This window comes from Pseudomonas lurida (assembly GCF_002563895.1).
Taxonomy (GTDB): Bacteria; Pseudomonadota; Gammaproteobacteria; order Pseudomonadales; family Pseudomonadaceae; genus Aquipseudomonas; species Aquipseudomonas lurida.
This window is the reverse complement of sequence record NZ_PDJB01000001.1, coordinates 5,096,720-5,123,252: the sequence shown is the minus strand read 5'-3', so window position 1 is coordinate 5,123,252 and position 26,533 is coordinate 5,096,720. Positions and strand designations below refer to the sequence as shown.

The 26,533-nt window shown below is 60.6% G+C and carries 21 protein-coding genes and 2 tRNA genes; 13 read left to right on the top strand and 10 right to left on the bottom strand.

Annotated elements, in window-relative coordinates; genetic code table 11:
* Positions 1 to 78 precede the first annotated feature (78 nt).
* The 3 genes from ATH90_RS23265 (at position 79) to ATH90_RS23255 (ending at position 3,610) form a co-directional block, all read left to right on the top strand.
* Positions 79 to 1,383, top strand: a complete 1,305-nt coding sequence (locus tag ATH90_RS23265; RefSeq protein ID WP_034109217.1) for a homoserine dehydrogenase — start codon at positions 79 to 81, stop codon at positions 1,381 to 1,383.
* A gap of 103 nt (positions 1,384 to 1,486) precedes the next feature.
* Positions 1,487 to 2,896 carry a threonine synthase gene (gene thrC / locus ATH90_RS23260; protein ID WP_034109216.1) on the top strand — a complete coding sequence of 470 codons (1,410 nt, stop codon included), beginning with the start codon at positions 1,487 to 1,489 and terminating at the stop codon, positions 2,894 to 2,896.
* Positions 2,897 to 3,325: 429 nt separating this feature from the next.
* Complete coding sequence (locus ATH90_RS23255; protein WP_034109215.1) at positions 3,326 to 3,610, top strand: DUF3509 domain-containing protein; 285 nt, start codon at positions 3,326 to 3,328, stop codon at positions 3,608 to 3,610.
* A gap of 170 nt (positions 3,611 to 3,780) precedes the next feature.
* Here the strand turns inward: ATH90_RS23255 and ATH90_RS23250 are convergent, their stop codons facing one another.
* Together ATH90_RS23250 and ATH90_RS23245 are read right to left on the bottom strand one after the other, a co-directional pair.
* Positions 3,781 to 4,656 (bottom strand): TIGR02285 family protein, encoded by an 876-nt coding sequence (locus ATH90_RS23250; protein ID WP_069078236.1) that lies wholly within the window; start codon positions 4,654 to 4,656, stop codon positions 3,781 to 3,783.
* A complete protein-coding gene (locus ATH90_RS23245) occupies positions 4,656 to 5,855 on the bottom strand; it encodes a CaiB/BaiF CoA transferase family protein (protein ID WP_034109213.1) in 1,200 nt (399 codons plus the stop codon). Before ATH90_RS23245 ends, ATH90_RS23250 begins: the two co-directional genes overlap by 1 nt.
* A 148-nt stretch (positions 5,856 to 6,003) precedes the next feature.
* Here ATH90_RS23245 and ATH90_RS23240 point away from each other — a divergent pair, with 148 nt between their 5' ends.
* Complete coding sequence (locus tag ATH90_RS23240; RefSeq protein ID WP_003193952.1) at positions 6,004 to 6,546, top strand: YaeQ family protein; 543 nt, start codon at positions 6,004 to 6,006, stop codon at positions 6,544 to 6,546.
* 98 nt (positions 6,547 to 6,644) lie between these two features.
* A complete protein-coding gene (gene recJ, locus ATH90_RS23235; protein ID WP_034109212.1) occupies positions 6,645 to 8,354 on the top strand; it encodes a single-stranded-DNA-specific exonuclease RecJ in 1,710 nt (569 codons plus the stop codon).
* Positions 8,355 to 8,503: 149 nt separating this feature from the next.
* On the opposite strand, the gene ATH90_RS23230 is transcribed toward recJ, so the two are convergent.
* The 4 genes from ATH90_RS23230 to ATH90_RS23215 form a co-directional block, all read right to left on the bottom strand.
* Complete coding sequence (locus ATH90_RS23230; RefSeq protein ID WP_034109211.1) at positions 8,504 to 9,790, bottom strand: virulence factor family protein; 1,287 nt, start codon at positions 9,788 to 9,790, stop codon at positions 8,504 to 8,506.
* Complete coding sequence (gene mprF / locus ATH90_RS23225) at positions 9,790 to 12,432, bottom strand: bifunctional lysylphosphatidylglycerol flippase/synthetase MprF (protein ID WP_069078237.1); 2,643 nt, start codon at positions 12,430 to 12,432, stop codon at positions 9,790 to 9,792. The genes ATH90_RS23230 and mprF overlap by 1 nt, the downstream gene beginning before the upstream one ends.
* A gap of 279 nt (positions 12,433 to 12,711) precedes the next feature.
* Positions 12,712 to 12,788, bottom strand: a tRNA-Met gene (locus tag ATH90_RS23220).
* Between the two features lie 267 nt (positions 12,789 to 13,055).
* A tRNA-Met gene (locus ATH90_RS23215) sits at positions 13,056 to 13,132 on the bottom strand.
* Between the two features lie 279 nt (positions 13,133 to 13,411).
* Here ATH90_RS23215 and dinB point away from each other — a divergent pair.
* Positions 13,412 to 14,470 carry a DNA polymerase IV gene (dinB, locus tag ATH90_RS23210; protein ID WP_034109209.1) on the top strand — a complete coding sequence of 353 codons (1,059 nt, stop codon included), beginning with the start codon at positions 13,412 to 13,414 and terminating at the stop codon, positions 14,468 to 14,470.
* A gap of 69 nt (positions 14,471 to 14,539) precedes the next feature.
* Here the strand turns inward: dinB and ATH90_RS23205 are convergent, their stop codons facing one another.
* The 4 genes from ATH90_RS23205 to ATH90_RS23190 form a co-directional block, all read right to left on the bottom strand.
* Positions 14,540 to 15,493, bottom strand: a complete 954-nt coding sequence (locus ATH90_RS23205) for a hypothetical protein (protein ID WP_034109208.1) — start codon at positions 15,491 to 15,493, stop codon at positions 14,540 to 14,542.
* A 20-nt stretch (positions 15,494 to 15,513) separates the two neighbouring features.
* Positions 15,514 to 17,229: a proline--tRNA ligase gene (locus ATH90_RS23200; protein ID WP_034109207.1), complete on the bottom strand. Its 1,716-nt coding sequence runs from the start codon at positions 17,227 to 17,229 to the stop codon at positions 15,514 to 15,516.
* A gap of 194 nt (positions 17,230 to 17,423) precedes the next feature.
* A complete protein-coding gene (locus ATH90_RS23195; RefSeq protein WP_034109206.1) occupies positions 17,424 to 18,956 on the bottom strand; it encodes an AmpG family muropeptide MFS transporter in 1,533 nt (510 codons plus the stop codon).
* 43 nt (positions 18,957 to 18,999) lie between these two features.
* On the bottom strand, positions 19,000 to 19,314 hold the full coding sequence (locus ATH90_RS23190) for an MGMT family protein (protein ID WP_052211153.1): 315 nt from the start codon (positions 19,312 to 19,314) through the stop codon (positions 19,000 to 19,002).
* Between the two features lie 193 nt (positions 19,315 to 19,507).
* Here ATH90_RS23190 and ATH90_RS23185 point away from each other — a divergent pair, with 193 nt between their 5' ends.
* From ATH90_RS23185 to ATH90_RS23155, 7 genes are all read left to right on the top strand, one after another.
* Entirely contained in the window at positions 19,508 to 20,515 is a 1,008-nt protein-coding gene (locus tag ATH90_RS23185; RefSeq protein ID WP_034109204.1) for a DUF481 domain-containing protein, read from the top strand.
* Positions 20,516 to 20,621: 106 nt separating this feature from the next.
* Positions 20,622 to 21,353 carry a HugZ family pyridoxamine 5'-phosphate oxidase gene (locus tag ATH90_RS23180; protein ID WP_098467322.1) on the top strand — a complete coding sequence of 244 codons (732 nt, stop codon included), beginning with the start codon at positions 20,622 to 20,624 and terminating at the stop codon, positions 21,351 to 21,353.
* 66 nt (positions 21,354 to 21,419) lie between these two features.
* Positions 21,420 to 21,896: an FxsA family protein gene (locus tag ATH90_RS23175; protein WP_025854816.1), complete on the top strand. Its 477-nt coding sequence runs from the start codon at positions 21,420 to 21,422 to the stop codon at positions 21,894 to 21,896.
* A 247-nt stretch (positions 21,897 to 22,143) separates the two neighbouring features.
* Entirely contained in the window at positions 22,144 to 22,440 is a 297-nt protein-coding gene (locus ATH90_RS23170) for a co-chaperone GroES (protein ID WP_003175874.1), read from the top strand.
* Between the two features lie 50 nt (positions 22,441 to 22,490).
* Entirely contained in the window at positions 22,491 to 24,137 is a 1,647-nt protein-coding gene (groL, locus tag ATH90_RS23165; RefSeq protein WP_034109202.1) for a chaperonin GroEL, read from the top strand.
* 265 nt (positions 24,138 to 24,402) lie between these two features.
* Positions 24,403 to 25,086 carry a two-component system response regulator ColR gene (gene colR, locus ATH90_RS23160; RefSeq protein WP_003175870.1) on the top strand — a complete coding sequence of 228 codons (684 nt, stop codon included), beginning with the start codon at positions 24,403 to 24,405 and terminating at the stop codon, positions 25,084 to 25,086.
* Positions 25,076 to 26,356 carry a sensor histidine kinase gene (locus ATH90_RS23155; protein WP_069078240.1) on the top strand — a complete coding sequence of 427 codons (1,281 nt, stop codon included), beginning with the start codon at positions 25,076 to 25,078 and terminating at the stop codon, positions 26,354 to 26,356. Before colR ends, ATH90_RS23155 begins: the two co-directional genes overlap by 11 nt.
* Positions 26,357 to 26,533: the final 177 nt, after the last annotated feature.

Genomic DNA, 26,533 nt, shown 5'->3' with positions numbered 1-26,533 from the left:
CCATTAATTGAAAGCCGCAGTTGTGCGGCTGTTTTCCACGGCCGACCTAGCGTCGGCCGTTTCATGGGGAGTTCTTCAGTGAAACCGGTCAAAGTAGGCATCTGTGGGTTAGGGACCGTCGGTGGCGGCACCTTTAACGTGCTTCAGCGTAACGCTGAGGAAATTTCCCGCCGTGCAGGGCGTGGGATTGAAGTGGCGCAAATTGCCACGCGTTCGCCAAAGCCTCAGTTCCAAACGACCGGTATTGCGATTACCAACGATGTGTTCGCCGTTGCCACGAACCCTGAAATCGATATCGTCATCGAGCTGGTGGGCGGCTACACCGTGGCCCGCGAGCTGGTACTCAAGGCCATCGAGAACGGCAAGCACGTGGTCACTGCCAACAAGGCGCTGATCGCTGTGCACGGCAACGAGATCTTCGCCAAGGCGCGTGAGAAGGGCGTGATCGTCGCGTTCGAAGCTGCTGTGGCCGGTGGTATCCCGGTGATCAAGGCCATCCGTGAAGGCCTGTCTGCCAACCGTATCAACTGGGTGGCCGGCATCATCAACGGCACCGGTAACTTCATCCTCACCGAAATGCGCGAGAAGGGCCGCACCTTCGAAGACGTGCTGGCCGAAGCCCAGGCCCTGGGTTATGCCGAAGCCGATCCGACCTTCGACGTGGAAGGCATCGATGCAGCGCACAAACTGACCATTCTGGCGTCCATCGCCTTTGGTATTCCGCTGCAGTTCGACAAGGCCTACACCGAAGGCATCACCAAGCTGACCACCGCCGACGTGAACTACGCCGAAGCCCTGGGCTACCGCATCAAGCACCTGGGCGTGGCGCGCAGCACCCCGGCCGGTATCGAGTTGCGTGTGCACCCGACGCTGATCCCGGCCGACCGCCTGATCGCCAACGTCAATGGCGTGATGAATGCCGTGATGGTCAACGGTGACGCTGCTGGTTCGACGCTGTTCTACGGCGCCGGTGCCGGCATGGAGCCGACCGCTTCGTCGGTGATCGCCGACCTGGTGGACGTGGTTCGCGCCATGACCAGCGACCCGGAAAACCGCGTACCGCACCTGGCCTTCCAGCCGGATTCGCTGTCGGCGCACCCGATCCTGCCGATCGAAGCCTGTGAAAGCGCCTACTACCTGCGCATCCAGGCCCAGGATCATCCGGGCGTGTTGGCCCAGGTCGCCAGTATCCTGTCTGAGCGTGGGATCAACATCGAGTCGATCATGCAGAAGGAAGTCGAGGAGCAGAACGGCCAGGTGCCGATGATCCTGCTGACCCACCGCGTGCTCGAGCAGCACATCAACGATGCGATTCGGGCTCTCGAAGCGCTCCAAGGCGTGGTTGGGCCGGTCGTCCGGATTCGTGTCGAGCATCTAAATTAATTTAGCTGCAAGCGCCTAGCTGCAAGCTGCAAGTAAAAGCAGATCTGCTCTAACTTGCAGCTTTTAGCTTACAGCTTGCAGCCCAAACCAAAGGTTTGCTTTCATGCGCTATATCAGCACCCGCGGCCAGGCACCGGCCCTGAATTTCGAAGACGTCCTGCTGGCAGGCCTTGCCACCGACGGCGGCCTGTACGTGCCGGAAAACCTGCCACGCTTCACCCAGGAAGAAATCGCTTCGTGGGCCGGCCTGCCGTACCACGAGTTGGCTTTCCGGGTGATGCGCCCGTTCGTCACCGGCAGCATCCCGGATGCGGACTTCAAAAAGATTCTGGAAGAGACCTACGGCGTATTTTCCCACAACGCCATCGCGCCGCTGCGTCAGCTGAACGGCAACGAATGGGTACTGGAGCTGTTTCACGGCCCGACCCTGGCGTTCAAGGACTTCGCCCTGCAACTGCTGGGTCGTTTGCTGGACTACGTGCTGGAGAAGCGCGGCGAGCGCGTGGTGATCATTGGCGCCACCTCCGGTGATACCGGCTCGGCTGCCATCGAAGGCTGCAAGCACTGCGAAAACGTCGACATCTTCATCCTGCACCCCCACAAGCGCGTGTCGGAAGTGCAGCGTCGCCAGATGACCACCATTTTTGGCGAGAACATCCACAACATCGCCATCGAAGGCAATTTCGATGACTGCCAGGAAATGGTCAAGAACAGCTTCGCTGACCAGAGCTTCCTGAAAGGCACGCGCCTGGTGGCGGTGAACTCGATCAACTGGGCGCGGATCATGGCCCAGATCGTCTACTACTTCCATGCCTCGCTGCAGTTGGGCGGGCCGGCGCGTTCGGTATCGTTCTCGGTGCCGACCGGCAACTTCGGCGACATTTTCGCCGGTTACCTGGCGCGCAACATGGGCCTGCCGATCAACCAGCTGATCGTCGCCACCAACCGCAACGACATCCTGCACCGCTTCATGAGCGGCAACCAGTACGTCAAGGAAACCCTGCACGCGACCCTTTCGCCGTCCATGGACATCATGGTTTCCTCGAACTTCGAGCGCCTGCTGTTCGACATGCACGGTCGTAACGGCGCGGCCATTGCCGGCCTGATGGACACCTTCAAGAGCGGTGGCGGCTTCAGTGTTGACGAAGAGCGCTGGACCGAAACCCGCAAGCTGTTTGACTCACTGGCCGTGGACGACGCACAGACCTGCGAAACCATCGCAGACGTCTACGCCCAGACCGGTGAGCTGCTCGATCCGCACACCGCCATCGGTGTGAAGGCCGCGCGCGAATGCCGTCGCAGCCTGGACATCCCGATGGTGATCCTCGGTACGGCCCACCCGGTGAAATTCCCGGAGGCGGTGGAGAAGGCCGGCGTTGGCAAGGCGCTGGAATTGCCGGTGCACCTGGCAGACCTGTTCGAGCGTGAAGAACGTTGCACCGTATTGGCCAATGACCTGAAGGCCGTGCAGGCGTTTGTGAGCCAGCATGGCAACCGTGGTAAGCCGTTGTAAGGCAAATTGCGTAAATAAAAACGCCGCTCTCCCTTCCTTGGGTCAGCGGCGTTTTTCGTATCAGGCAGGCTCGATCGAGGGGTGCTGCATAGTTTCTGAGCGACGACGATTACGCTGCCCACTGCGGCCTACAGGCCTGTCGCGATACCTGCGCTCCTGCCTGCACGGCAAAGTGATCAGCGCCCACCGCGTGCAGGATTGACCTTCGGTCTCAGCGCCCGGAAAACCCGAAGACCGTCGCCCATTGGGTAAGCACTTATGCGCGGCCGTTTTTTCGTTGTCATGTTGCAAGCGCATGCTGGTCCAAGTCACTCCCTGACGGCCCCATAAAGACGATAAAGCGAACTTTCCTACGTCCCAAACAGTCACTTAGGATAGATGCAGCTCCCGTTGAAACGATTGTTCCCGAACTATTGAGTGGTGATCGAGATGGAAAGTATCAGCCTATTGCTCGAAGAAGCACTGAGCCCTTATCAGGTTACGCTGACCACCTCTGGTGTGCAGGACGAATGCCTGGTAACCGTGAAGAATCCTGCCGGCGCGATCGTGGTCGAACGTGAAGTCGATCGCGCACAATTGATGGATAAACGCGTACTGGTGGATGTGGTGGATTGCCTGTTGCGCGACATCAAGATTGCCGAAGGGCGCCTGGAACCCTCGGTCATCGCCGCCTTGCGCAACGCTGCCCAGACCCGCAGCACCGCCGTCGCATGAAGAATTGTTTAAGTGTGGAAACTTCCTACAACGTGGCCGGTCAGATTTCGTAACAGCAAGAGCAAACATTGTGCTCCGGTGTTTGTGCCTTGTTGTACTGGTCTTTGTAGGCCACGTTTAACCCTGAAGTGTCTCCCCACGCTTCGGGGTTTCTTTTTGCCCGCGATTTGTCACGGTTCTGGCGAGTCCTGAAAAAAGTGCGGGGTGTCGCGCAGGTACTGTTCGCGCATGACCGGATCCAACCATGTGGCGTAGGTCTGCTGCGCGTCTTCCAGAGGGAGGTCGCGCAGCACCTGGTCGATTCGTGCAATCGCTCGGCGCCCCTGGGCGGTATCCGAGCAGGCAATATGCGTGCGTTGGTAGAGGGCCGTGCCTTTGATCGGGTAAAAACTCAGGTCATCGGCAGCGATCCCTTGTTGCAGCGAGTGGTAGCGGATTTCCGGCCAGTAACCCAACACCGCCTCGAGCCGCCCCAGGCGCTGCATTTGCAGCAAGCTGCCTAGGGCGTCATTGCCGTAATGGAGCGCCAGCTTGTGCGCGTCGGCGTGTTTAAGCCGCTCATCAATAGCCGGACCATAGCTGCGTTCTGCAGTGGCACCCACGCGCGCTCCTGGGGTGTCGAGAAAAGCCTGTAGATCGAACTGGCCGTCCACGATAAACGGCGCCATTGCGTCCTGCTGGCTGCGCCGAATCGTGACGCCATTACTGGGGACGACGAGTGCCTGGCGAGAAAACACCACGTACGTGGCCCGTTCCGGCGTCCACAGCAGCGAGGGATCACAGGTGAACGAGGCGGGATCGCGCAACATTTGCGTGCCCCGCGCGCGGTTGACGTGCAGCACCTGGTGCCGATATTCCGGCAGGCGTTCGATCAGTCTCGGTAGCAGTTGGTCCAGGGCACCCTGGCCTTTGCGTGGGCCTTCGAAAATGGTCAGGGGTGGCAGGTCACGCACTAGCCAGATCAGCGTGTCTTCAGCGCTGGCCGTCAGGGGCCAGCCGCAGGCGAGCAGGAGGCTGAGGCATAGCTGAACGAGCCGACGAGCCATCAGATCGCGCCTTCCTCGCGCAAACGCGCAATGGCGGCAGCGTCATAACCGAGCCCGCCCAGCACCGCGCTGTTGTGTTCGCCCAACTGTGGCCCCACCCATTCGCAGCTGCCCGGCGTGTCCGAGAGCTTGGGCACGATGCCCGGCATCTTGAAGTCTTTGCCGTCGGGAAGCTGGGCCTTGAGGAACATTTCCCTGGCGAGAAATTGCGGGTCACCGAGCATGTCCTCGGCACTGTAGATCCGGCTGGCAGGCACTTGGGCTTTATTCAGCAGGTCGACCACCTGCTCCAGCGGCAACGAATTCACCCAGCGATCAATCACCCCATACAGCTCGTCACGGCGGCTGTCGCGCCCGTCATTACTGCTTAGTCCCGGGTCATTGGCCAAGTCTTCGCGGCCAATGGCGGACATGAAACGCTTGAAGATCGCATCGCCGTTGGCGCCGATCTGCACATGCTTGCCATCGGCGCTGGTGTGGATCGAGGACGGTGTGATGCCGGGCATGATGTTGCCGGTGCGTTCGCGAATGAAGCCGAACACGTCGAACTCCGGGATCATGCTTTCCATCATGGCGAAGATGGCTTCATACAGTGCCACATCCACCACCTGGCCCAGGCCGCCGTTGACCTCGCGATGACGCAGCGCCATCAGCGCACCGATCACCGCCCACAACGCAGCAATCGAATCGCCAATGGAAATGCCGGTGCGCACCGGCGGGCGGTCTTCGAAACCGGTGATGTAACGCAGGCCGCCCATGGACTCACCCACCGCCCCGAACCCTGGCTGGTCTTTCATCGGACCGGTCTGGCCGAAACCGGAGAGGCGCACCATCACCAGCTTGGGGTTGAGCGCGTGCAGGGTTTCCCAGCTTAGGCCGAGCTTTTCCAGCACGCCGGGGCGGAAGTTCTCGATCAGGATGTCGGCGTCCGCCAGCAATTGCTTGAGGATGGCCAGGCCGTCCGGGTGCTTGAGGTTCAGCGTCAGCGATTGCTTGTTGCGCGCCTGCACGAACCACCACAGTGAAGTGCCCTCGTACAGCTTGCGCCATTTGCGCAGGGGGTCGCCGCCGTCCGGCGATTCGACCTTGATCACCTCGGCGCCGAATTCCGCACAGATACGAGCGGCGAACGGGCCCGCGATGAGGGTGCCGAGTTCGATGACCTTCAGGCCGGCAAGTGGTTTGGCATTAAACGACATGGGTATCCTTGTCTGCGCAGGGCGGTGGTGTGATGCCTTTTAACATACGCGAGCAACCCTGGGATAAGGATGATGCAGCGCAGGATTCGTTGAATGGCCTCGCCATCGGTTAGACTGGCCGCCTTTCCCTGTCTCTAGAAGTCCGTTCATGGCCCAGCCGTCCACGACCTACAAATTCGAACTCAACCTCACTGACCTCGACCGCTCGGTGTATGAGAGCGTCAAGCAGACCATCGCTCGCCACCCTTCGGAAACCGAAGAGCGCATGACCGTGCGTCTGTTGGCCTACGCCCTCTGGTACAACGAGCAGTTGGCGTTCGGCCGTGGCCTGTCAGATGTAGACGAGCCAGCCCTGTGGGAAAAAAGCCTGGATGACCGGGTCCTGCACTGGATCGAAGTCGGCCAGCCCGATGCCGACCGCCTCACCTGGTGCTCGCGCCGCACCGAACGCACCAGCTTGCTGGCTTATGGCAGCCTGCGTGTGTGGGAAGGCAAAGTGGTACCGGTGGCCAATAACCTGAAAAACGTACACATCGCCGCTGTTCCCCAGGAAGTCCTCGAGACCCTGGCCAAGGACATGCCGCGTGTCATCAAGTGGGACGTAATGATCAGCGAAGGCACGATCTTCGTGACTGATGATCGCGGCCAGCACGAAGTACAACTGCAATGGCTGGTTGGCGAGCGCGGCTGAACCTGCAGGCACCGGCTTGCCGGCGCCTTCAGTTGGCCTGTGTCGTTTTCAGCCTTGTTGTCTAACCGTTGTAATAGAAGAGAAGCCCCCGTCGCCCCATGCGTATTGATCCTCGCCCGTTGCCTGCCGTCCTGCCGTTTCTCGGTGAACTGCCACCGCTGTTGACCCGTCTCTACGCCGCACGCGGGGTGCAGTCCGAGGCCGAGCTGGACAAAAGCCTGGCGCGGTTGATTCCCTATCAGCAGCTCAAGGGGATCGATGCGGCGGTGGACCTGCTGGTGACGGCGCTGGAGCAGCGTCAGCGCATCCTTATCGTGGGTGACTTCGACGCCGATGGCGCCACCGCCAGTACGGTAGGCACCCTGGGCCTGCGCTTGCTCGGTGCGGCGCACGTCGACTACCTGGTGCCCAACCGCTTTGAATACGGCTACGGCCTGACCCCTGAAATCGTCGCAGTGGCGCTGCAGCGCGAGCCGCAGTTGCTGATCACTGTGGACAACGGCATCTCCAGCGTCGAAGGCGTGGCGGCGGCGAAAGCGGCGGGGTTGCAAGTGCTGGTGACCGACCACCACTTGCCCGGCGATGAATTGCCGGCGGCGGATGCCATCGTCAACCCGAACCAACCCGGTTGTGAGTTTCCGAGCAAGGCCCTGGCCGGCGTCGGCGTGATCTTCTACGTGCTGATGGCCCTGCGGGCGCGCCTGCGCAGCTTGGGCTGGTACGAGAACACGCCCCAGCCCAACATCGGCGAGTTGCTCGACCTGGTCGCCCTGGGCAGCGTCGCCGACGTGGTGCCCCTGGACGCCAACAACCGCATCCTGGTGCATCAAGGCCTGGAGCGCATCCGCGCCGGTCGTGCGCGGCCGGGCATCAAGGCGATCCTTGAAGTGGCCAAGCGCGATGCCGCACGTATCACCTCCACCGACCTGGGCTTTATCCTCGGGCCGCGGCTGAATGCTGCCGGGCGCCTGGATGACATGAGCCTGGGGATCGAATGCCTGCTCACCACCGACGTTGCCGCCGCCCGTGAAATGGCCGCGCAACTGGATGGCATGAACCAGGACCGTAAATCCATTGAGCAAGGCATGCAGCGTGAGGCCTTGGCCCAGCTCAAGGACCTGCCGGTGGAGTCGATGCCTTACGGCCTGTGCCTGTTCGACCCGGAATGGCACCAAGGTGTGATCGGGATTCTGGCGTCGCGCATGAAAGAGCGCTATTTCCGCCCGACCATCGCCTTCGCCGATGCCGGTGACGGCCTGCTCAAGGGCTCAGGCCGCTCTGTGCAGGGGTTTCATATCCGTGATGCCCTGGCGGTGGTGGCGAGTCAGCACCCCAACCTGATCGCCAAATACGGCGGCCACGCCATGGCGGCCGGCCTGACACTGCCTGAGGAAAACTTCCCACTGTTTGCCGAAGCGTTTGACGCTGAAGTACGTCGGCAACTGCGCGAAGAAGACCTCACCGGGCGGCTGCTGTCCGACGGCACACTGGCGGTGGAAGAGTTCCATCTGGAGCTGGCCCGTGCATTGCGGCATGCCGGGCCTTGGGGGCAGCACTTTCCCGAGCCGTTGTTCCACGGCGTCTTTCAGTTGGTGGAACAGCGCGTAGTGGGCGAGCGGCACTTGAAGGTCGTGCTCAAGAGTGAGTGCGGGTCTGTGAAGCTCGATGGCATTGCCTTTGGGGTGGACCGTGAGGTCTGGCCTAACCCGACTGTGCGTTGGGTGGAATTGGCCTACAAGCTGGATGTGAACGAGTTTAGGGGCAATGAAACCGTGCAGTTGATGATCGCGCATATCGAACCGCGCTAGCGCTCACGCTTACCGCAACGCCAATGTGGGAGCCGGCTTGCCTGCAATAACATCGCCGCGGTGTGACTGACACATCACGGTGATGCTATTGCAGGCAAGCCAGCTTTCACAAAAGCCAGCTTGCATTGGGTCCTGCGTACAGCCTGAAGTTACTCGGCCTTGTCCTTGGCCTGGTGCTTGACGATGATGTCCACCAACCGCTTGGCCAGCGCTGGGTAGTTCTCGTCGAAGTGATGCCCACCTGGCAGCTTCAACGCCTCGCCTACGGCTGTCTTGTCCGTGCAGCCGCTCTCGTCGACTTCTTCTGCACCATAGATGCACACCACTTTCTCAGGCGGCAGCTTGGCCATTTCCGGGCCTGTGGCGGCTTCTTTGCCCGCGTTGCCCAGCCAACCTTCCACTTCGATCTCGAAGCTGCCGGTGCGTGCGAAGGCTAGCAGAATGATCGCATCCACACGCTGCTGTTCGTTTTCCGGCAGGCGGTTGTAGATGGCCGGCAATACATCGGCACCGAACGAATAACCGGTCAGCACGAAGCGCTTGGTGCCCCACTTCTGCCGGTAGTGCTGCATCAGCTCGGTAAGGTCCTTGGCGCTTTGCTCCGGGGTCTTGTGCTGCCAGTAGTAGCGCAGGGTGTCGATACCAACCACTGGGTAGCCGATCTTGGCCATTTCACCGGCCACGTCACGGTCGAGGTCACGCCAGCCGCCGTCGCCGGAGAGGAACAGGGTCACGGTGTCCTTGGCTTGGCCTGCCGGTACTTCAACCACCGGAATCGCCAGGCCGCCGTTGTCCGAGCCCACCAGTTGCTTGCGCAACTCGTTGTTCAGCACTTGCGGGTAGTGAATGTCGTAGTCGCTGATACTGGTGGTGGCGCGCGGTGTGTCGCGTACGAAACTGGCGGCATCATCGTCAGGGTTGTCGTTCCAGGCCACCAGCCAGTTGCCGTGCGCGGAAGTCTTGGGCAGCGGGTCCTTGCAGCCTTCCTGGGTCATGGCAAAACCAACGGAGATGGCGTTGGCCTTGTCGTCGTTCTGTGTGGCCAGCCAGCGCCATGCCAGGCTTGCGCCAGGGCCGATGCCGCTGACCAGGGTGGCCGGGCCCTTGAGCTGGCCCAGGGCGCTTTGCAGCGCCTGTTCCTGCAACGTGCAGTCGTCCTTGGGCAGGATCACCTGGACAATTTGCGCCTTGCCGCCCTGGCTCAAGGCAATCAGTTGGCTGTCAGTCAGGGTTTCATCGGCCATTACAGCCACGGCCACGCGGGCTTTCGGCGTGCCGTTCGGGGTCACGCGGGTCATGACCGAACCGTCAGCCTGGGGCAATTGCTCCAGGGTCGGCTGCGGGGCAGGGCGGTTCCAGTACCAATAGCCGCCACCCAGGATCAAGGCGAGCAGCACTACGAAGGCCAATACATACCGCCAGGAGCGTCGAATCATCAGCGTTTCACCAATCCAGTCAAGCCGCCCGCGATCAGGGCGGCGGTATCGGCCAGTGCCACCAGCGGATCAAGTCCTGCGGGCACGGCCATGTAACGGGGTTCCCAGTCAGGCTGGAACTTGTCTTTGAAGCGGCGCAAACCTTGGAAGTTATACAGTTGCTCGCCGCGGCGGAACACCATTGAGCCCAGGCGTTGGGTCAGCGGGGCGCCACGTCGTGGTTGCAGGCCCGACAATGGCACCATGCCGAGGCTGAAGCGGGCGTAGCCGTGACTCTTATAATGTTGAATCAGGCCGACCATCATGAATTCCATGGTCAGCTTGGGCGCGTCCGGGTGGGCGCGCATCAGGTCGAGACTGGCCAGGTCGTGGTTGTAAGTCTCGAGCAGGTTGGCGAAGGCCACCGGCCGCCCTTCGAAGCGAATGATCGCAATGCGAAAGTGCTTGAGGTAGTCATCACTGAAGCGTCCCAGTGAAAAGCCTTTTTCCCGCACGTTCTTGCCGGTCAGCCACGCATCGGAGATGACCTTGAGTTCGTCCATCGGCGCCGTGCCCGGTTCAAAGATCTCCAGGGACAGGCCGTCTCGCGAGCCACGGTTCCAGGTGTAGCGCAGGTCCTTCATCTCTTTGCCCTTGGCTTCCAGGTCAAAGCGTTTCAGGTCGACGCGGGCTTCTTCGCCCAGCTTGATCGCGGTGAGGCCGATGTCCATGTAGTACGGCAGGTTCTCCGCGCGGACCTGGTAGAACACCGGGCGCGCATGGTGGATGTCGCACAGGTCGCGGAACTGCCAGATCATTTCGGCCCGTGGCTGGGTGGGGCCGATGGGGTCGTACAGGGCGACCAGGCTGCGACCACGACGGGCGTACATCAGGAAGGCCTCGTCGTTGGGGTGGAACAGCAGCGCCTTGTCGCCCGTGAGCGCCAAGCCACCGTCGGGCTGGGAGGAGGCCATGAGGATCTTGCTGGCGCGTTCCAGTTCGTCAGGGGTGGGCAGGTGGATCACCGGGCGCGCGGTGCGCAGCAGCCAGGTCAGGGACACGATCACCAGCAACACGGCGGCGCCCAGCAACGAGCGCAGGCCCCGTGGGGCGTTGGCGTCCAGGGTGAACTGCCACCACAGCTGGTGGCTGTACGGCACATCTTGATAGGCGAACAGCAGCAGCCAGATCGAGGCCCCCAGCACGCAGACACTGGCCACCAGGTACAGCGGCGAGAAGGGCAGTTCGGTGAGGCGACTGGCACGGTAGAACGAGCGTCGGAAGATCGCCAGCAAGATGGCGGTCATGGTCATCAGGCTGGCTTCTTCCCAGTCGAAACCTTTGAGCAGCGAGAGCAGGGCACCCACCAGCAACAGCACCATGGTCAGCATCCAGGCGGCCGACAAGCGTCGACGCAGGCCCTGGGCCAGCAACAGGCAGAGGACGCCGATCAGGCTGGCGCCAAAGTGCGAGGCGTCAATCAGGCGGTGGGGAATCAGGAAGCCGATGTTTTCCAGGCGTGAATCGATTTCGGGCGTGGCGCCAGAGAACAGCAGGACCACGCCGGACAGAAAAACCAGGACGGCCAGTACTGGCGCTGCCAGCCCCGAGGCGACCCGCAGGCTTTGCTGGGTCTGGAACAGGCGCTGCGCTTCGTTGACCAGCAGGAACACGCAGGCGATCAGCAGCGGTAGCACCACGTAGATCATGCGATACAGCAGCAGGGCCGCGGCCAAGGGCGCAGCGCCCAGTTTGTCCGCGAAGGCCGCCAGCAGGATCGCTTCGAATACGCCGACACCGCCCGGTACATGGCTGAGCACGCCGGCGGCCAGGGCCAGCAGGTACACGAGCAGGAAGGGGCCGAAGGGCGGCGCTTCCGGCAGCAACATATAAAGGACGGTGGCGGCAGCGGCGACGTCCAGCGCGGTGATGATCAGTTGCAGGAAGGTCAAGCGTCGGCCAGGCAGGCGCAGGGTGCGGCGGCCGGCTTTTACCAGCAGATTGTCCGGGTAGGGTTGTTCGGGCAGGCGGCGGCGATAAATACCGATGCACAACACCGCCGACAACAGCAGCACGGCGCCAGCAATACCGCCGAGCAAACCTTGTGACAGATGCAGGTAGGTGGATGCCGCCGGCAAGTTACTTAATGTCGCCAATGCGGCCAGAGGTGGCAGCGCACAGCCCAGGGCCAGGCTGGCGAACACGGTCATGTGGGCGACTTCCGAAGCCCCGATGCCATGGCGTGCATATAGACGGTAACGCACCGAACCGCCCGACAACATCGACAAGCCAATCGCATTGCCGATGGCAAATGCGGTAAAGCCGCCCAGGGCCAATGTCTTGGCGGGTAGTTTTACCCCCGCGTAGCGCGCGCCGGAAAATTCGTAGCCCAACAGAATGACGAAACCGGCGACAGCCGCCGCAAACGCGCCGAGCAGGGCAGGCCTGGGCACTTCCAGGATCGAGTCGTGGAGGGCGTAGAGGTCGAGTTCCAGCAGCAGGTGGCGACAGGCGATCAGGGCGATGGCAAACAGCAGGAGCGTGACGGCCAGCCCGATGGGTTGCCGATACTTGCTCACCAGATCCAGCCAACGCAAGCGAGTGGGAGTGATCGGTTGTTCTGCTGTGACAGTGTCTTGTGGTTCAGACGAGTTGGCGCGCATCAATCACCTCGTGGATTGTGCGCGACAGGATGGAGGTATCCAGCCAAGTTACCAATCCCTATGGACAAAATAATTACAAATATTAACGCGTATCACCGGGCACGGCGACAGCGGCCATTGGTCGTAGAGGGTAGCGCTTGAGCATTGAGCATAGCTCGCAATGAGATGGACTCTACAAACCGTCTACGGTTTCATGAAAGATGCCATGCCATTGTTTCAGAAGAACTTTTTGACCGGATACAAAAAAGGCCACTCTTTCGAGTAGCCTTTTTTGATGTTTGGTTGCGGGAGCCGGATTTGAACCGACGACCTTCGGGTTATGAGCCCGACGAGCTACCAGACTGCTCCATCCCGCGTCTGTGGGCGGCATTCTACAGCCCAGCGGCGAGGTGTCAACCGTTAATGGGCCGATGGGTCAAATAAGTGTGAATTAGCCGCCCAGGCAACCTAAGTTCGCGATTGAAAACGCTTTTATGGTGAGCGGGCTTGCCCTGCGCTGGACTGCGAAGCCATCCAGAAGGGGCGTGCGAACTTGATCACGACGTGCGTCGCCGTTCGGCGCGGGAGAGTGCGTTCGCCACAAACAAAAAAGGCCACTCTTTCGAGTGGCCTTTCTTGATGTTTGGTTGCGGGAGCCGGATTTGAACCGACGACCTTCGGGTTATGAGCCCGACGAGCTACCAGACTGCTCCATCCCGCGTCTGTGTGTCGGCATTCTACAGAGGAACGCCGGTGTGTCAACCTGTGAATTGAAGAAAAGCGCTTGTGGTTCAATCGCTTAGCGTTCCATGAAGGCCCCTTGATACCCCGCGAGCCCAGTCTGGCCGAGGCTTTCAGCTCTATTGGCATGCTGGATTCGATTGAGAAAATAAATTCATCCTGGATTTTTCCTACCGCTCAAGCGGAAGATTCAAACTACTGGTGCTATATACAGGTGTGAATGCGATACTGGCCACCCGTAGGTACACACCCCGTTTATATGACGCAGCGCAAAATCATCCACGTCGACTGTGATTGCTTCTACGCCGCCATCGAGATGCGCGATGACCCGAGCCTGGCGCAAAAGCCGCTGGCAGTGGGCGGCTCGGCGGACCGGCGCGGGGTGATTGCCACCTGCAACTACGAGGCGCGGGCCTATGGTGTGCGATCGGCCATGTCCTCGCGCCACGCCTTGAAGCTGTGCCCGGACCTGACGATCGTCAAGCCGCGTATGGATGCCTATAAGGAAGCGTCGAAGGAAATCCAGACGATCTTTCGCGACTACACCGACCTGATCGAACCGTTGTCGCTGGATGAAGCTTATCTGGACGTATCCGACAGCCCGCATTTTGGCGGCAGCGCCACGCGTATTGCCCAAGACATTCGCCGTCGCGTGTCCAACCAATTGCATATCACCGTGTCTGCCGGTGTGGCGCCAAACAAGTTCCTGGCGAAGATTGCCAGCGACTGGAAGAAACCCAATGGGTTGTTCGTGATCACGCCGGACCAGGTTGAAGACTTTGTCTCGCAGCTACGTGTGAGCAAGTTGCACGGCGTGGGCAAGGTCACGGCGGACAAGCTAGCGCGCCTGGGAATCGAAGACTGCTTGCAGTTGCGCGAATGGAACAAGCTGGCGCTGGTGCGCGAATTTGGCAGTTTTGGTGAGCGGCTGTGGAGCCTGGCGCGTGGGATCGATGATCGTGCGGTGCAGAACGACAGTCGCCGGCAATCGATCAGTGTGGAAAATACCTACGACGTGGACCTGCCGGATCTCACAAGCTGCCTGGCCAAACTCCCCGAGCTAATGGACACCCTGGCGGGGCGCATGGCGCGCATCGACAGCAGTTACCGTGCGGGCAAGCCGTTCGTAAAAGTGAAGTTTCATGATTTTACCCAGACGACGCTTGAGCAGGCGGGGGCAGGGCGAGATCTGGAGAGTTATCAACAGCTGCTGACGCAGGCCTTCAATCGCGGCGGGAAGCCGGTACGGTTGCTGGGGATTGGGGTGCGGTTGCTGGATTTGAGCAACGGCAACGAACAGCTTGAGTTTTCCTGGTAGAAACCGGGTGTTAAAGGTGGGGGCGGGCAAGCCCGCTCCCACCTTTAGATTTTCGATGGTCTTGAGGAGTCAACGAGCCCCGGGGTCCGCCACCAATCGCCCTGCATCCTTGGTCAGCGCCTGCAGGAATTCCTGCTGCAACTCGGGATCATTGCGGGTCAGTTCGATCAGGCTTTGTTCCAGTTCGCTGGCTTCTTCCTCCAGCCCCAGCTCCGACAAGCGCTTGACGCGGTGCACCCACTGGCTCACTTCGTCGTCTTCCAAGTCGTCGTAGATCAGGCCGTGGGCTTCCAGCAATTTGCCGCGCAGGGTGTTGCTGATCGCCAGGGTCGAGTCCGAATGGACGTCGTCCTGGCCATCTGCCACGCTGATTTTCAAGGTCGTGACGCGGTTCAGGTCCTGCTCGGCAAATGGGCTGTCCAACAGGTTCAGGCGCAGAACGCCGTTGCGGTCGGTGGTCAGCTCATGGACTTGCTTGCCCGCAGTGACCTGCACCGGGCGTTCGCTCCAGGGCAGGCTCGAATACTCCACACGCTTGTCGCGCTGGACTTCATCGATACCCGCCAGGTTCTGTTGCGCACGGCCGTGGGATTGCACGTTCATGAACGGGTTGAGACCGTCCACGCCGTAGGTCAGCCAGTCGTGGGTCATGCTGGTCGGCAGGTTGCCGAGGGCGAAGATATTCGCCACGTTGGCGCCCGCGCCCGCCACCAAGGCGACCGCCCCCAATGGCATCTCGTAGAGTTTGCGCCAGGGTTGATAGGGGGTGTAGCGATCGTAGCGGCGGGTGACTTCGAACTCGGTGACCTCGAAGGTCTTCTGCTCGTGAATACGAACCCGGCGTTGCGGCAGCTCCAGCACTTTAGGGTCGCCGACATCGATCTGCAGGCTGTGGTCGAGCAACTTACGCTCGACCCGCTCCTCGTGCTCACTGCGTTGCGACATCTGGTTGGCGCAGCCGCTGACCAGCAGGGCGCCGCACAAGGCGGCGCCCCCCAGGGCTCTGGTGTTTCGCTTGAACATGACTTCTCTTGATCTGGTTTTCAGCGACGAATACGCGCCTGAAGGAAAGACAGCACGTCAGCCACCGGCAACGGTTGGGCTTCGGCTTCGGTCCGGCTCTTGTATTCCAGATTGCCATCGGCCAGGCCGCGGTCACTGACCACGATCCGGTGTGGGATGCCAATCAGTTCCATGTCGGCGAACTTGATGCCCGGGCTGGTTTTCTTGTCCCGGTCATCGAGCAGCACTTCAAAACCAGCCGCCGTCAATTCGGCATACAGCTTGTCGGTGGCTTCGCGCACTTGCTCGGTTTCATAACGCAGCGGTACCAGGGCGATCTGGAACGGCGCCAGGGCGTCACTCCAGATGATGCCTTTCTCGTCGTTGTTCTGCTCGATGGCAGCCGCGACCACGCGGGACACGCCAATGCCGTAGCAGCCCATTTCCAGGGTGATCGGCTTGCCGTTCTCGCCCAGCACTTCGCACTTCATCGCCTTGCTGTACTTGTTGCCCAGCTGGAAGATGTGCCCGACTTCGATGCCGCGCTTGATTTCCAGGGTGCCCTTGCCATCCGGGCTTGGGTCACCGGCGACCACGTTACGCAGGTCGGCCACGGTCGGAACGGGCAGGTCGCGCTCCCAGTTCACGCCGAAGTAGTGCTTGTCGTCGATGTTGGCACCGATACCGAAGTCGCTCATCAGCTCGACCGAGCGGTCGATGATGATCGGCAGCGGCAGGTTCAGCGGGCCGAGCGAACCGGCACCGGCGCCGATGGCGTCGCGCAGTTCGGCGTCGGTGGCCATGACCAGCGGGCTGGCCACGCCAGGTTGCTGGGCAGCCTTGATTTCGTTGAGTTCGTGGTCGCCACGGATCACCAGGGCGATCAGCTTGCCTTCTTCTTCGGCGCGCACGATCAGGGTCTTGATGGTCTTTTCAATCGGCAGATTGAATTTTTCCACCAGGGCCGCGATGGTCTTGGTCTCTGGCGTATCCACTAGGCGCAGTTCTTCAGTCGGCGCAGGACGGGAGGTTTCCCGCGGCACCGCTTCGGCTTTCTCGATGTTCGCGGCGTAGTCGGAGCCGTTGCTGAACACGATATCGTCTTCGCCGGACTCGGCCAGCACGTGGAATTCGTGGGAACCGGCGCCGCCGATGGAGCCGTTATCCGCTTCAACCGGGCGGAATTTCAGGCCCAGGCGCGTGAACACGTTGCAGTAGGCGGTGTGCATGCGGTCATAGGTGACCTGCAGCGACGCCTGGTCAGCGTGGAACGAATAGGCGTCCTTCATGATGAATTCGCGGCCGCGCATCAAACCGAAGCGTGGGCGGATTTCGTCACGGAACTTGGTCTGGATCTGATACAGGTTCAGCGGCAGCTGCTTGTAGCTGCTCAGCTCGTTGCGCATCAGGTCGGTGATGACTTCTTCATGGGTCGGGCCGGCGCAGAAATCGCGGCCATGACGGTCCTTGAAGCGCAGCAACTCCGGGCCGTACTCTTCCCAGCGCCCGGATTCCTGCCACAGTTCAGCCGGTTGAGTGCTCGGCATCAACACTTCCAGAGAGCCGGCGGCGTTCATTTCTTCACGAACGATGGCTTCGACCTTGCGCATCACCTTCAAGCCCATGGGCAGCCAGGTGTACAGGCCGGAGGCCAGTTTGCGGATCATGCCGGCACGCAGCATCAGCTGGTGGCTGATCACGACCGCGTCGGAAGGCGTTTCTTTCTGTGTGGCGAGCAAATATTGACTGGTACGCATGGTAGGCCGTTGTCGGTTGCTTGGACTTGAAATGACCTTGGATTGTACGGGCGGTTGCTGCCGGAGTACAGGCGCGAGGTCGTAGTGTGTTTTTGTAGGGGCTGGCTTGCCTGCGAGGCCAGCGCCGCGGTGTATCGGTTACACCGCGGTGATGCTACCGCAGGCCAGCCAGCGCCGATATTGACCGGGGCGTGTCAGTCTTCAGCGGGCGGGTTCAACCGGATACGCCGATTTTCCTGATACCAGTGCAAGGCAATCAGCAGCAACGTGGGTACGCCCAGCATGCAGGTGATCAGGAAGAAGTTGTGGTACCCGAACTTCTCTACCATTACCCCCGAGTACCCACCGATCAGGCGCGGCAACAGCAGCATGATCGAACTGAGCAGGGCATATTGGGTGGCGGAAAACTTCAGGTTGGTCAGGCTCGACAGGTAGGCGACGAACGCCGAGGTCGCGAGGCCGGAGCTGAAGTTGTCCAGGGAGATGGTAAAGATCAGCATCTGCAGGTCGGGGCCCATGTCCGCGAGCATCACGAACAGCAGGTTGGTGCCCGCCGATGCCACGCCGCCGATGAACAGGATCGGCAGGATACCGAAGCGCACGATCAGCAAGCCGCCCATGCCGGCGCCCAACAGGGTCATGATTAGGCCGAAGATCTTGCTGACCCCGGCGATCTGGTCCTTGGTGAAGCCCTGGTCGATGTAGAACACGTTCGCCATCACGCCCATGACGGTGTCGGACATGCGATACGTGGCGATCAGCCCCAACAACAGCAACGCCTGCCAGCGGTAGCGCAGGATGAAGTCGTTGACCGGCGTCAGTACCGGGGCCAGGCCGCGGCGCCCCATGGCCGAGAGGCACAGGGCGGTCAGGATGATATAGAGGATGGCGCGCAGGAAGGCGCGGTCTTCCATCAGCAGCTGCCACAGGCTGACCCCGTGGAAGAGCACGCTGGCAAAATCGGTGTTGAACAGTTGGGTGAACATCGCCGGTACCGACACCAGCAACACGATCAGCACAAATACAGAGACCAACTGATGCACGAAGCTGTAGCGCCCAGCTTGCAACTGGGTGCGCAATGGCACATTGGGTTCGCGCATGAACAGCGTGGTCAGCAGTGCAGGAATCATCAACACGCCGAACAGCACATAGGTGCCGGTCCAGGCCGAGTGCTTATAGTTGAAGCCGGTGGAGCCGAACCCTTCGGCAAAAAACAGTGCGCCCGCAGTGGCCAGCAGGGCGGCGATGCGATAACCGGACATATAGCTGGCGGCCAGCGCGGCCTGGCGGCTGTCGTCGGCGATTTCCAGGCGGTAGGCGTCGACGGCGATGTCCTGGGTGGCGGACGCGAAGGCGACGATGACGGCGATAGCGATCAGCCAGGACAAGTGTTTCTGCGGGTCGCAAAAGCCCATGCCGATCAATCCGAGGATCACCAGCGACTGGGCCAGCACCAGCCAGGAACGGCGGCGTCCGAGTTTGCCGAGCAGTGGCAGGCGCCACTGGTCGAGTAGCGGCGACCAGACCCATTTAAAGGCATACGCCAGACCGATCAGACTCGCATAGCCGATGGTCTCGCGGGCCACACCGGCCTCACGCAACCACACTGAAAGCGTCGAGAACACCAACATGTAAGGCAAGCCGGCGGCAAAGCCGAGCAACAACAGCACTAACGTCGAGGGGCTGGCATAGGCGGCGAGCGCGGCGCGCCAGGTTTTACGGGGCATGGGCTGGAGTCTGCCTCAGGTTTGCGGAAACAAAGCGCGCACTCTAACCGCTGTGCTCTACCGGGCGCCAGCCATGACGCTGAATATCCACGCGATTGTTGCGGACCGTGACGCCTTCATCGCGCAAACGCGCGCGTTGTTCGTCACCCGAGGCACTGCCCACTGGCAGACTTATCCGACCACCGGCACCCAACACGCGGTGCCACGGCAGCCGGGTGTCGTCAGGAAGCTGGCTCAGCGTGCGGCCCACCCACCGTGCCGCGCGGCCGAGGCCCGCCAGGTGGGCCAGTTCGCCGTAGCTGACGACGCAGCCTTCGGGCACTTGCGCCAAGGTCAGGTAGAGCGCGGTACGGCGCATCTCGGCGGGACTTTGTGGGGTATCGGCAGGTGGGGTCACGGTGGGGCGATCCGTTTGGAATGTCGGTCAATCTGTAAGAAACGTCTGTAAACATGGCGATGAGAATTGAACTCAATATAAATACTTGAGTCAGTCCTAGCTATCTAACACGATAATCGCCCTTTTTCGCCAACCTTGAGCTCCTTATCCGCTTATGTTGTCCAGAACCCTGCTGTGCCTCGCTGTTTTCAGCGCCTCCACGCCCTTGCTGGCCGATACCGTCTGGTTGAAGAACGGTGACCGCCTCACCGGCAAGATCAAGGTCTTCGACGGTGGCAAACTGCTGATCCAGACCGATTATGCGGGGGCCATTCCGGTCGACTGGAAACAGGTGAAGACCCTGGAAAGCGACCAGGAACTGCTGGTCAAGCAGGACGCCTACACCGGCGAGAAGGCCAAGTCGCTGAAACCAGCGGAGGACGGCAAGGTGGTGCTGGCCAATGGCGAAGCCCCCAAGACCGTCGAGTTGGCCAGCATCCAGCAAATGCTCAAGCCCAAGCCTGTGATCGAAGACCTGGTTTGGAAGGGCAATGTGGACATGGCGCTGGACTACAAGCGCGCGGACAAAGACACCAACGACTACGATATCGACTTCAAGACCACGGCCCGTCATGGCCAATGGCGCCATACCGGCCAGGGTGAGTACAACCGTGAATTCCAGGACGATGTCACTACCACCGACAACTGGGCCCTGGAATACGACCTTGACCGCTTCCTGACCGAGCATTGGTTCTGGCAGGGGCGCTTGACCTACAAGCGCGACAAGGTTGAAGACCTGTCCCGCCAGCGCACCGTCGGTACCGGCCCGGGTTATCAGTTCTGGGACGATGAGTTGGGTGCGTTCTCCCTGGGGTCGCTGCTTAACCGCACCGACTACCAATATTCCGATGGTGGCAAGGACAACTTCTATTCCCTGGCCATGAAGTGGAATTACAACCGCTACCTGGTGGGCAAGACCGTTGAGTTCTTCACCAATGGCGAAGTGGGCAGGCCCCTCGGTGGGCCGTCGGCGTACTCCCTGGATGCGGAAATGGGCCTGCGCTACAAAGTCACCGAATGGGCCTCGCTCAACCTCAAGGCCGAGCGCGACATTATCAGCGGCGACTCCGACAGCAGCCTGAGCAAGACCCGCTACACCGCAGGCTTCGGCGTGGCCTGGTAACACCGCCAGGCAAAACCTGCTTGGCAACCTTTGCCGATAATGATTACCTTGCGTTGAGAGCCATTCCCATAGGCCATGGGGGGCTGAATACCCGAGGAGTCAAACGTTGAGCGCACAGGTTGCCAAGAACGCCCGAGAGCTGTTGCTCAAGGAATACCGTGGGGCGCTGTCCACACTGTCCAAAGCCATGCCTGGCTTCCCTTTCGGTTCGGTCGTGCCGTATTGCCTCGACGAGCAGGGCCGCCCGCTGATCCTGATCAGCCGTATTGCCCAACATACCCATAACCTGCAAAAGGACCCCAAGTGCTCGTTGCTCGTGGGTGAGCGTGAGGCCGATGACGTGCAGGCCGTTGGGCGCCTGACGTACCTGGCCGAAGCCGAGAAACTGCAAGAGGGCGATGCCATCGAGGCAGCGGCCGAGCGTTATTATCGCTACTTCCCCGATTCGGCCAACTACCACAAGGCCCACGACTTCGATTTCTGGGTACTCAAGCCGGTGCGTCATCGCTACATCGGTGGCTTCGGCGCGATTCACTGGGTGGACCAATTGACCCTGGCCAACCCGTTCGCCGGCAAGGCTGAACGCAGCATGGTCGAGCACATGAACAGCGATCACACCAAGGCCATTGCCCACTACGTCGAACTGGCCGGCCTACCTGCCACCGAGCCCGCGCAGCTGGCCGGTATCGACAGTGAAGGCATGCACCTGCGAATTGGACAGTCGCTGCACTGGTTGCCGTTTGCAGAGTCTTGCAACACGCCGACACAAGTCCGCGAAGCCCTGGTTTTATTGGCTCACGCCGAGGTCTGGCCGAAAAAAGAGGCCGTTGACGCTTGAATTCACGAAATGGCGACGTCATCTAAGGTGGACTGGCAAGGCATTCTTGCGTTGAGGAACCATTTGATGCGCCCTTTTTTGTTGCTCTTTCTGCTATTCCCGGTGTTGGAGCTGTTCGTATTCGTTCAAGTCAGCGGTGCGATCGGGTTTTTCCCAGCCCTGCTGCTGATTATTCTCGGCTCGATGCTCGGCGTCCTGGTGCTGCGTGTCGCCGGCCTGGCCACGGCGCTGCGTGCCCGTGAAAGCCTGAACCGTGGCGAGCTGCCCGCCCAGACCATGCTTGAAGGCCTGATGATGGCCTTGGCCGGTGGCCTGTTGATCCTGCCAGGCTTCATCAGCGACGTGGTCGGCCTGGTCATGTTGCTGCCCGTCACCCGCAAGCTGCTCGCCGGCAAGATGCGCCAGCGTGCCGAAGAGGCTGCGATCCGCCAGCGAGCGTTCGCCGACGACCTGCAACCCCGTGGCGGCCCGGCTCCGCGCCAACCGTTGGGGCGCGAAGGTGATGTGATCGAGGGTGAGTTCGAACACCGCGACAGCAAGTAACCGCTTCACTGGCACGGCACCTTCGGGTGCCGTGTTGCATTTATGGGTCGACGGACGCAAAAAAATTCATCCCCGACCCCTTGTAATAAGCTTATGCGCCCTTATGTAACGGTCACCGCAAGGTTTCTGGTGGCGACACCAGACAGACTTCCGCGTCTTGCTTGGCGAGGCGCGACCGGCACAGCCGGAATACAACCCGCCGGTACAGACACCGGCCGATGAAAAACACAATTAGGAGAGATCGACAATGAGCAAGCTTCGTCCTCTGCACGACCGCGTCGTAATCCGTCGCAGCGAAGAAGAAAAGAAAACCGCTGGCGGTATCGTTCTGCCAGGTTCGGCTGCTGAAAAAGCCAACCACGGTGTGATCGTCGCTGCAGGCCCAGGCAAGACCCTGGAAAACGGTGATGTGCGTGCGCTGGCCGTTAAAGTCGGTGACAAGGTTGTATTCGGCCCTTACTCCGGCAGCAACACTGTGAAAGTCGACGGCGAAGACCTGCTGGTTATGGCTGAGAACGAGATTCTCGCTGTTCTGGAAGACTGATTTCCCCGCTCATTTTCCCGTTACTACAAAGTATTTAAGGAATATCGATCATGGCTGCTAAAGAAGTTAAATTCGGCGATTCCGCCCGCAAGAAAATGCTCACCGGTGTCAACATCCTGGCTGACGCAGTAAAAGCGACCCTGGGCCCGAAAGGCCGTAACGTGATCATCGAGAAGAGCTTCGGCGCTCCGACCATCACCAAGGACGGCGTTTCCGTCGCCAAAGAAATCGAACTGGAAGACCGTTTCGAGAACATGGGCGCGCAGCTGGTCAAAGACGTTGCCTCCCGTGCCAACGATGACGCAGGCGACGGCACCACCACGGCTACCGTCCTGGCTCAGTCGATCGTCAACGAAGGCCTGAAAGCCGTCGCTGCCGGCATGAACCCGATGGACCTCAAGCGCGGCATCGACAAGGCGACCATTGCCGTTGTTGCCGAGCTGAAAAACCTGTCCAAGCCATGCGCTGACACCAAGGCTATCGCTCAGGTAGGCACCATCTCCGCCAACTCCGACAGCTCCATCGGCGACATCATTGCCGAAGCCATGGAAAAAGTCGGTAAAGAAGGCGTGATCACCGTTGAAGAAGGCACTGGCCTGGAAAACGAACTGTCGGTTGTAGAAGGCATGCAGTTCGACCGCGGCTACCTGTCCCCGTACTTCGTCAACAAGCCAGAAACCATGGTTGCCGAGCTGGAAAGCCCGCTGATCCTGCTGGTCGACAAAAAGATCTCGAACATCCGCGAAATGCTGCCAGTCCTGGAAGCCGTTGCCAAAGCCGGCCGCCCACTGCTGATCGTTTCCGAAGACGTTGAAGGCGAAGCCCTGGCGACCCTGGTTGTGAACAACATGCGTGGCATCGTTAAAGTCGCAGCCGTCAAGGCTCCAGGCTTCGGCGACCGTCGCAAGGCCATGCTGCAGGACATCGCCGTATTGACCGGCGGTACCGTCATCTCCGAAGAGATCGGCCTGAGCCTGGAAAGCGCCACCCTGGAAAACCTGGGCAGCGCCAAGCGCGTGACCATCTCCAAGGAAAACACCATCATCGTTGACGGTGCTGGCGTTGACGGCGACATTCAGTCGCGCATCAACCAGATCCGCGCCCAGGTTGCCGAGACTTCCTCGGACTACGACCGTGAAAAACTGCAAGAGCGCCTGGCCAAGCTGTCCGGCGGCGTAGCCGTTATCAAGGTTGGCGCTGGTTCCGAAGTTGAAATGAAAGAGAAGAAAGCCCGCGTTGAAGACGCCCTGCACGCAACCCGCGCAGCCGTCGAAGAAGGCGTGGTACCTGGCGGTGGCGTTGCACTGATCCGTGCCCTGGAAGCTCTGGTTGACCTCAAAGGCGACAATGCTGACCAGAACGTCGGTATCGCTGTTCTGCGTCGCGCCGTTGAATCCCCACTGCGCCAGATCGCTTCCAACAGCGGCGACGAGCCAAGTGTTGTGGTCAACGAAGTGAAGAACGGCAAAGGTAACTACGGTTACAACGCTGCCACTTCCGAATACGGTGACATGGTTGAGATGGGTATCCTGGACCCAACCAAAGTGACCCGTTCGGCGTTGCAAGCAGCCGCTTCTATCGCTGGTCTGTTGCTGACCACCGAAGTGGCGATTGCTGACAAGCCGAAGGCTGAAGGCTCGGCTGGCGGCGGTATGCCAGACATGGGCGGCATGGGTGGCATGGGCGGCATGATGTAAGCCAGCCTTACCCCTGTACTGAAAAAGCCCCGCCTGCAGTGATGCAGGCGGGGCTTTTTTATGCCCAGGTTTTGCCAGGCATAACGGGGCATTATCCTGACAACCTTTGTGTGGGCGCTGAGTGAAGCGATAGTGAAAAGCGCGTGAAGCCAATGAATGGGTTGAAAAAACCTATAGAGTCGCGCCACTGCCCTAGTCGTAAGCCACACTTGGCCTTAAGCTGCGCGAGCCAACACGGCTGTTACCGCGTACGGAGACACTGCCCATGCGAATTTTATTGGTTGAAGACAACCGCGATATTCTGGCCAACCTGGCGGATTACCTGGGTTTGAAGGGCTATACCGTAGATTGTGCGCAGGACGGTTTGTCAGGCCTGCACTTGGCGGCCACCGAGCACTACGACCTGATCGTGCTCGACATCATGCTGCCTGGCATCGATGGCTACACCCTGTGCAAGCGCCTGCGCGAAGACGCACGCCGTGACACGCCGGTGATCATGCTCACCGCCCGTGACCAGTTGGATGATCGGCTGCAGGGCTTCAAGTCCGGCGCGGATGATTACCTGCTCAAACCGTTTGCCCTGTCGGAGCTGGCCGCGCGCATCGAAGCCGTGCTGCGCCGTGCCCAGGGTGGCGGTCGCCGTGCCCTGCAGGTGGGTGACCTGAGCTACGACCTCGACACCCTGGAAGTGACCCGCGAAGGGCGCCTGCTCAAGCTCAACCCGGTCGGCCTTAAGCTGCTGGCGGTGCTGATGCAGAAGAGTCCGCACGTGCTGCGCCGCGAAATTCTTGAAGAAGCCCTGTGGGGCGACGACTGCCCGGACAGCGACAGCTTGCGCAGCCATGTTCACCAATTGCGCCAAGTGATCGATAAACCGTTCGCCAAACCCCTGCTGCAAACGGTGCACGGCGTCGGTTATCGCTTGGCCGAGGGTCGAGATGGAGTTTAAGCAAAGCCTTGCTCAACGGATCATCATCGCCTTTGCCTTGATGAGTGCGTTGGTGGCGGGCGCCTTCGCCATGGGTATCGTTGCCACCGTGCACCTGGTGGAAGAGAAGTTGATCTCGGCCGGGCTGGGGGGTGATTTGCAGCGCCTGCTGTTGATGGACACGATGGAGGACTGGCGGCATCGGCCTGAGCCGGACCAGCTGTTTTATTTCAGCGGCGGGCCAGGCGACTTCGAATTGCCCAAGGACCTGCGCCACCTTGAGCCCGGCTTTCATGAAGTGTTCCGCGAGGCGTTGTCGTACCACGCCATGGTCGAAGTGATCGATGGCCGGCGCTACGTGTTGCTGCAGGATCAGAGCGATTTCGAAGAGCGCGAGCGCGTACTGTTTGCGGTCGTGCTGGTGGGCTTCGTACTCAGCCTGGCGCTGGCGGTGTTCCTCGGCTGGGTGCTGGCGCGCAAGGTGATGGCGCCGGTGGTGCGCCTGGCCCGCCAGGTACGTCACCGTGACCAGTTGCTGGGCCTGGCACCGCCCTTGGCGCCGGACTACGCGGCGGACGAAGTGGGCGAGTTGGCCGTGGCCTTCGATGCCACGCTGGGACGCCTGCGTCAGGCATTGTCCCGTGAGCAGATGTTTACCAGCGATGTCAGCCACGAATTGCGCACGCCGTTGATGGTGCTGGCCAGCTCCTGCGAGCTGTTGCTGGAAAACCCTGCCATCGACCAGCGCGGGCGTAACCAGGTGCAGCGTATCGCCCGGGCGTGCGAAGAGATGCGCGAACTGGTGCAGACCTTCCTGATGCTTGCCCGTGCCGAACACGACAACGCTTCTATGTCGCCCCAGGTGACGCTGCCGCAGGTGGCCGACGATTTAATCGGCATCTGGCGTGAGCAAATCGAGCGTAAAGGCCTGGAGCTGATCTACCAACCGGGTAACCCGTTGGACACGCGCTACAACACCACCTTCCTGCACGCGGTAATGGGCAACCTGTTGCGCAATGCCTTGCACTACACCGAACACGGGTTTATCCGCCTCACCTTGGAACCCAGCGGTTTCGTGGTGGAAGACTCCGGCGTAGGCATTCCTGAAGACAAGCGCGAAGCGATGTTCGAGCCTTTCGTGCGCGGCAACGAGAAGCGCGGTGAAGGCCTGGGCCTGGGATTGTCGCTGGTGCAGCGTATCTGCGAGAACCAGGGCTGGAGCGTGAGCCTCAGTACCATGGAGCCCAATGGCTGCCGCTTTCATGTGCAATTGAGTCAGGTCAACGCCTGACGCCAACCCCTGCCGCTATCCTGCCAGAGATCGCCGTTATTCGGCGGAGATGGCCCCGTGATATCAACTGTGTCTGTAAAGTCTTGAAATGTATGGGATTGGACAGGACAACTTTTTCACACCTGGTTGACCAGTTGCTCACAGTTCACTGCTTAAGGTTGTAGGCATCAGTAACTG

Bases quoted from the DNA above. Each gene is read 5' to 3' on its own strand.
- ATH90_RS23190 (WP_052211153.1), bottom strand. From the start codon at position 19,314: ATGCGCCGTACCGCGCTCTACCTGACCTTGGCGCAAGTGCCCGAAGGC.
- ATH90_RS23245 (WP_034109213.1), bottom strand. From the start codon at position 5,855: ATGTCGTTTAATGCCAAACCACTTGCCGGCCTGAAGGTCATCGAACTC.
- ATH90_RS23250 (WP_069078236.1), bottom strand. From the start codon at position 4,656: ATGGCTCGTCGGCTCGTTCAGCTATGCCTCAGCCTCCTGCTCGCCTGC.
- ATH90_RS23185 (WP_034109204.1), top strand. From the start codon at position 19,508: ATGTTGTCCAGAACCCTGCTGTGCCTCGCTGTTTTCAGCGCCTCCACG.
- ATH90_RS23195 (WP_034109206.1), bottom strand. From the start codon at position 18,956: ATGCCCCGTAAAACCTGGCGCGCCGCGCTCGCCGCCTATGCCAGCCCC.
- recJ (WP_034109212.1), top strand. From the start codon at position 6,645: ATGCGTATTGATCCTCGCCCGTTGCCTGCCGTCCTGCCGTTTCTCGGT.
- ATH90_RS23255 (WP_034109215.1), top strand. From the start codon at position 3,326: ATGGAAAGTATCAGCCTATTGCTCGAAGAAGCACTGAGCCCTTATCAG.
- ATH90_RS23155 (WP_069078240.1), top strand. From the start codon at position 25,076: ATGGAGTTTAAGCAAAGCCTTGCTCAACGGATCATCATCGCCTTTGCC.
- colR (WP_003175870.1), top strand. From the start codon at position 24,403: ATGCGAATTTTATTGGTTGAAGACAACCGCGATATTCTGGCCAACCTG.
- ATH90_RS23205 (WP_034109208.1), bottom strand. From the start codon at position 15,493: ATGTTCAAGCGAAACACCAGAGCCCTGGGGGGCGCCGCCTTGTGCGGC.
- ATH90_RS23230 (WP_034109211.1), bottom strand. From the start codon at position 9,790: ATGATTCGACGCTCCTGGCGGTATGTATTGGCCTTCGTAGTGCTGCTC.
- ATH90_RS23200 (WP_034109207.1), bottom strand. From the start codon at position 17,229: ATGCGTACCAGTCAATATTTGCTCGCCACACAGAAAGAAACGCCTTCC.
- ATH90_RS23175 (WP_025854816.1), top strand. From the start codon at position 21,420: ATGCGCCCTTTTTTGTTGCTCTTTCTGCTATTCCCGGTGTTGGAGCTG.
- ATH90_RS23170 (WP_003175874.1), top strand. From the start codon at position 22,144: ATGAGCAAGCTTCGTCCTCTGCACGACCGCGTCGTAATCCGTCGCAGC.
- groL (WP_034109202.1), top strand. From the start codon at position 22,491: ATGGCTGCTAAAGAAGTTAAATTCGGCGATTCCGCCCGCAAGAAAATG.
- mprF (WP_069078237.1), bottom strand. From the start codon at position 12,432: ATGCGCGCCAACTCGTCTGAACCACAAGACACTGTCACAGCAGAACAA.
- dinB (WP_034109209.1), top strand. From the start codon at position 13,412: ATGACGCAGCGCAAAATCATCCACGTCGACTGTGATTGCTTCTACGCC.
- thrC (WP_034109216.1), top strand. From the start codon at position 1,487: ATGCGCTATATCAGCACCCGCGGCCAGGCACCGGCCCTGAATTTCGAA.
- ATH90_RS23240 (WP_003193952.1), top strand. From the start codon at position 6,004: ATGGCCCAGCCGTCCACGACCTACAAATTCGAACTCAACCTCACTGAC.